3 protein-coding genes are annotated in these 1,715 nt (G+C 56.6%); all 3 read left to right on the top strand.

Going from position 1 to position 1,715, the window contains the following annotated elements:
* Positions 1-917 (top strand): GGDEF domain-containing protein (locus CAPSK01_RS21890; protein WP_273703114.1); only part of this gene is annotated, 917 nt, incomplete at its 5' end.
* A 97-nt stretch (positions 918-1,014) separates the two neighbouring features.
* A complete protein-coding gene (vapB, locus tag CAPSK01_RS04955) occupies positions 1,015-1,248 on the top strand; it encodes a type II toxin-antitoxin system VapB family antitoxin (RefSeq protein ID WP_034923316.1) in 234 nt (77 codons plus the stop codon).
* Positions 1,245-1,646: a type II toxin-antitoxin system VapC family toxin gene (locus CAPSK01_RS04950; protein ID WP_034923315.1), complete on the top strand. Its 402-nt coding sequence runs from the start codon at positions 1,245-1,247 to the stop codon at positions 1,644-1,646. The genes vapB and CAPSK01_RS04950 overlap by 4 nt, the downstream gene beginning before the upstream one ends.
* Positions 1,647-1,715 lie beyond the last annotated feature (69 nt).

Genomic DNA, 1,715 nt, shown 5'->3' with positions numbered 1-1,715 from the left:
TCATCCCCTATATCGCCGCCTGGCGCGAACATGAGAAGGTCATCTGGTATGAATATGTCGGGGCGAAGTTTCTCGCCCTTCTCGGCTGCAATCGGGAGGAAGTGGACGAGGTTTTCCGTCAGAGTATCGTTGACCGGCGCCTCTACCGATATGCCGAGCGAGAGAGCAAGGTGGAGGAGGAAATCGTGACCCGGGCCGAGTTGCGTGGCGATCAGGCCGGCTTGCGCGAGGAAGTGAAGAAAGCGGGCGCGGTGGAGTTCGTCTATCAACTGGCCTTGCCGGAGGGGAAGAGGATCTGGCTGAAGGACCAGGCCAATATCGAGGTCTTTGTCGAGGACCAGATCTGTCTCTCCATTGGCTGCCTGACCGAGGTCACCAAGGAGATGGAGCAGAAGGATCTGCTGGAAAAAATCGGCTATTTCGACGAACTGACCAAATTGCCGAAACGGACCATCCTCCAACGGATTCTCGAAATCAATATCGGTAATCTCCGCCGCGGCCACGTCACCGATTTTGTTTTTCTGTTGTTGGACATCGATCATTTCAAGGCAGTGAACGACATGCATGGCCATCAGGCCGGAGACCAGATCTTGGTCGGCTTCGCTGAGGTGATGCGCGCCACCAAGCGGCATGAGGATGAGATCGGCCGATATGGTGGTGAAGAGTTTTACGGATTCTCCATCGGCGGCTTGAACAACGGCATCCAATTTGCCGAGCGGCTGAGGCAGGCGGTGGCCGGCAGCGAGTTTGTCTTTGATCGGGAGCGGATTCCGGTCACCGTTTCCGTCGGCCTGGTAGCGGCGAGCCAACTCGCGATGGACGGAGAAATCAGTGCCGAGGAGTTGGTGCGGGTAGCAGATCGGCGGTTGTACCTGGCCAAGGAAAAAGGGCGAAATCGGGTGATCTTTCGAGGCTGATACGTCAGGAACTGCGGGGTTTGGCCCGATCACGACCCGGCTGACACTGCGATAAAAGGTAGATATCATTGGTCACTACCGTTCTTCGGAGTTTCACATGGATACCGCACGCCTTTTTCGATCGGGCCGCAGCCAGGCAGTTCGGCTACCCAAAGAATACCGGTTTGCCGGCACGGAAGTGGTTGTGCGGCATTTTGGCAATGGCGTTCTCTTGCTGCCGGTGGATGACCCCTGGCAAATGCTGGAAACTGCGCTCTCGTCCTTCGAGCCTGGGTTTGTCATGACAAGGGAGCAGCCAGCGACGCAAGTTCGTGCCGAGATTACCGCATGATTCTGCTCGACACCAATATCTGCATTTACCTCATCAACACCAAACCGCCTGAAGTACTGGCACGTTTTCATCAATACCGACTGGGTGAAGTCGGGCTGTCGAGTATGGTGACCGCAGAACTTGCCTTTGGTGTGGCCAAAAGTGCCTCGATACGCAATCGCCAGGCGCTGGAAATGTTTCTTGCCCCGCTGGAAGTTCTCCCTTTTGATCTGGCGGCCATGTGGGCGTATGGCGATTTGCGCGCTGACCTGGAGCGCCGGGGGGAACCGATTGGCTCCCTGGACACCCTGATTGCCGCGCATGCACTGAGCGTCAATGCCGTTCTGGTCACCAACAACACGCGCGAGTTTTCCAAAGTCCGGGGTCTGCAACTGGAAAACTGGGCGGTTTCCGCGTGACCACCTTTATTGAAACCCGGTTCCCGACGGATCTTCCCCCAGCCAGCAAGCGCAGTTATGCTGTAACTA

It is taken from the genome of Candidatus Accumulibacter vicinus (assembly GCF_000584955.1).
Lineage (GTDB): Bacteria > Pseudomonadota > Gammaproteobacteria > Burkholderiales > Rhodocyclaceae > Accumulibacter > Accumulibacter vicinus.
Note: the sequence above shows the minus strand (reverse complement) of the source record. Positions and strands in the feature narration are given on the sequence as shown.